The sequence below is a fragment of the Bradyrhizobium sp. MOS003 genome, assembly GCF_003020125.1.
Classification (GTDB): domain Bacteria; phylum Pseudomonadota; class Alphaproteobacteria; order Rhizobiales; family Xanthobacteraceae; genus Bradyrhizobium.
On sequence record NZ_PYFW01000022.1, the window covers coordinates 1 to 3,243 of the forward strand.

Here is a 3,243-nt window from a genome sequence, read left to right on the forward strand (position 1 = left end):
TCATGGATGATCTGTTGCGGGAGTTTTTGACGGAGACCAGCGAGAGCCTGGACACCGTGGACAATCAGTTGGTGAAGTTCGAGCAGGAGCCGAACAACGCCAAGATCCTGGATAACATCTTCCGCCTGGTCCACACCATCAAGGGCACCTGCGGCTTCCTCGGACTGCCCAGGCTCGAAGCGCTGGCGCATGCCGGCGAGACCCTGATGAGCAAGTTCCGCGACGGCATGCCGGTGACGGCGGACGCGGTGTCGCTGATTTTGGCTTCGATCGACCGGATCAAGGAGATCCTGGCCGGTCTCGAGGCGACCGAAGCCGAGCCCGAAGGCAACGACCGCGATCTCATCGACCAGCTGGAAGCGATGGTCGAGCGGGGCATGGCGGCAATGGCGGCTGGAGCCGCCGCTCCCGTTGCTGAAGCACCGCCGCTGGTGCCGGAAGCGCCGGCTCCCGTTGAAGCCGAGGCAGCACCGGCAAAAGAAATGACCCAGGGCTCGCTGATCGACCAGACGCTGGAGCGCCCGCTGCGTCCGGGCGAAGTCTCGCTCGACGATCTCGAGCGCGCCTTCCGCGAGACCGCGATCGAAGCGCCGGTTGCCAAGGCCGAGTCGGCGCCGGTTGCCGAAGCTCCTGCGCCCGCTGCGAAAGAGGCTGCCAAGCCGGCCAAGGAGAAGGCCGTCGCCAAGAAGTCGGCGGCAGATGAGACCGGCGGCGAAGGCGCCAGCATCGCCAACCAGTCGATCCGCGTCAACGTGGATACGCTGGAGCATCTGATGACCATGGTCTCCGAGCTGGTGCTGACCCGCAACCAGTTGCTGGAGATCTCCCGCCGCAACGAGGACACCGAGTTCAAGGTGCCGTTGCAGCGCCTCTCCAACGTCACCGCCGAGCTGCAGGAAGGCGTCATGAAGACGCGCATGCAGCCGATCGGCAATGCCTGGCAGAAGCTGCCCCGCATCGTCCGCGACCTCTCGAGCGAACTCGGCAAGCAGATCGAACTGGAGATGCACGGCGCCGACACCGAGCTCGACCGCCAGGTGCTCGATCTGATCAAGGACCCGCTCACCCACATGGTGCGCAACTCCGCCGATCATGGCCTGGAGACCCCCGCCGAGCGTCTCGCCTCCGGCAAGGGCGAGCAGGGCACCATCCGCCTGTCCGCCTATCACGAGGGCGGCCACATCATCATCTGCATCGCCGACAACGGCCGCGGCCTCAACACCGACAAGATCAAGGCCAAGGCGATCTCCTCGGGCCTCGTCACCGAGGCCGAGCTCGAGAAGATGAGCGAAGCCCAGATCCACAAGTTCATCTTCGCGCCGGGCTTCTCCACCGCTGCCGCCATCACCTCGGTCTCGGGCCGCGGCGTCGGCATGGACGTGGTGCGCACCAATATCGACCAGATCGGCGGCACCATCGACATCAAATCGGTGGCCGGCGAGGGCTCCTCCGTCACCATCAAGATCCCGCTGACGCTGGCCATCGTCTCCGCCCTGATCGTCGAAGCCGCCGGTGATCGCTTTGCGATCCCGCAGCTCTCGGTGGTCGAGCTGGTCCGTGCCCGCGCCAACAGCGAGCACCGCATCGAGCGCATCAAGGACACCGCGGTGCTGCGCCTGCGCAACAAGCTCTTGCCGCTGATCCACCTCAAGAAGCTCCTCAAGATCGACGACGGCGCGGCCTCCGATCCCGAGAACGGCTTCATCGTGGTGACGCAAGTCGGCAGCCAGACCTTCGGCATCGTCGTCGACGGCGTGTTCCACACCGAAGAAATCGTGGTCAAGCCGATGTCGACCAAGCTGCGTCACATCGACATGTTCTCCGGCAACACCATCCTCGGCGATGGCGCGGTCATCATGATCATCGACCCCAACGGCATTGCCAAAGCCCTCGGCGCCGCCGGCTCCTCGGCCCATGACATGGGTGACGAGAACGGCGCCCATCACATCGGCTCGGGCGAGCAGACCACGTCGCTGCTGGTGTTCCGCGCCGGCTCGTCGCAGCCCAAGGCGGTCCCGCTCGGCCTCGTCACGCGCCTGGAAGAGCTGCCCGCCGACAAGATCGAGTTCTCCAACGGCCGCTACATGGTGCAGTATCGCGAGCAGCTGATGCCGCTCGTCGCCATGGACGGCGTCACCATTGCAAGCCAGGGCGCCCAGCCGATCCTGGTGTTCGCCGACGACGGCCGCTCCATGGGCCTCGTCGTCGACGAGATCATCGACATCGTCGAGGAACGGCTCAACATCGAGGTCGGCGGCTCGGCTAGCGGCATCCTCGGCTCGGCCGTGATCAAGGGCCAGGCCACCGAGGTGATCGACGTCGGCCACTTCCTGCCGATGGCGTTCTCCGACTGGTTCACCCGCAAGGAGATGAAGCCGTCGCTGCACTCGCAGTCGGTGTTGCTGGTCGACGACAGCGCGTTCTTCCGCAACATGCTGGCGCCGGTCCTCAAAGCCGCCGGCTACCGCGTCCGCACCGCCCCGACCGCGCAGGAGGGCCTCGCCGCACTGCGCGCCCAGACCTTCGACGTGGTGCTGACCGACATCGAGATGCCCGACATGAACGGGTTCGAGTTCGCCGAGACCATCCGCTCGGACAACAATCTCGGCTCGATGCCGATCATCGGCCTCTCCGCGCTGGTGTCGCCGGCGGCGATCGAGCGCGGCCGTCAGGCCGGCTTCCACGACTATGTCGCCAAATTCGACCGTCCCGGTCTGATCGCGGCGCTGAAGGAACAGACCGCGAGCGCCGCCGGCGCCTCCGATCTGAGCCGGGCAGCGGCGTAACGGACAGGATCAGGAGAGACGCAACATGACCAGCAAGAGCAAGACCCAATCCGCCGAAGGCGCCATGGTCGAATACGTCACCGCGATGATCGGCGGCCAGCTGTTCGGCCTGCCGATCTCCCGCGTCCAGGACGTGTTCATGCCCGAACGCGTCACCCGCGTGCCCTTGTCCTCGCGCGAGATCGCGGGCGTGCTGAACCTGCGCGGCCGCATCGTCACCGTGGTCGACATGCGCGCCCGTCTCGGCCTGCCGCAGCCCGAGGACGGCAAGGTGCCGATGGCGGTCGGCGTCGATTTGCGCGGTGAATCCTACGGCCTGCTGATCGACCAGATCGGCGAAGTGCTGCGCCTGCCCGAGGCCGGCATGGAGGAAAACCCCGTCAACCTCGACCCGCGCATGGCCAAGCTCGCCGGCGGCGTGCATCGCCTCGACGGCCAGCTCATGGTCGTCCTCGAC

2 protein-coding genes are annotated in these 3,243 nt (G+C 66.1%); both read left to right on the forward strand.

The window, feature by feature from the left end:
* Nucleotides 1-2: 2 nt before the first annotated feature.
* Nucleotides 3-2,786, forward strand: coding sequence for a hybrid sensor histidine kinase/response regulator (locus C7G42_RS34685; RefSeq protein ID WP_106953308.1), 2,784 nt, complete (start codon nucleotides 3-5; stop codon nucleotides 2,784-2,786).
* Nucleotides 2,787-2,811: 25 nt separating this feature from the next.
* A partial coding sequence (locus C7G42_RS34690) for a chemotaxis protein CheW (protein ID WP_106953309.1) occupies nucleotides 2,812-3,243 on the forward strand: 432 nt, incomplete at its 3' end.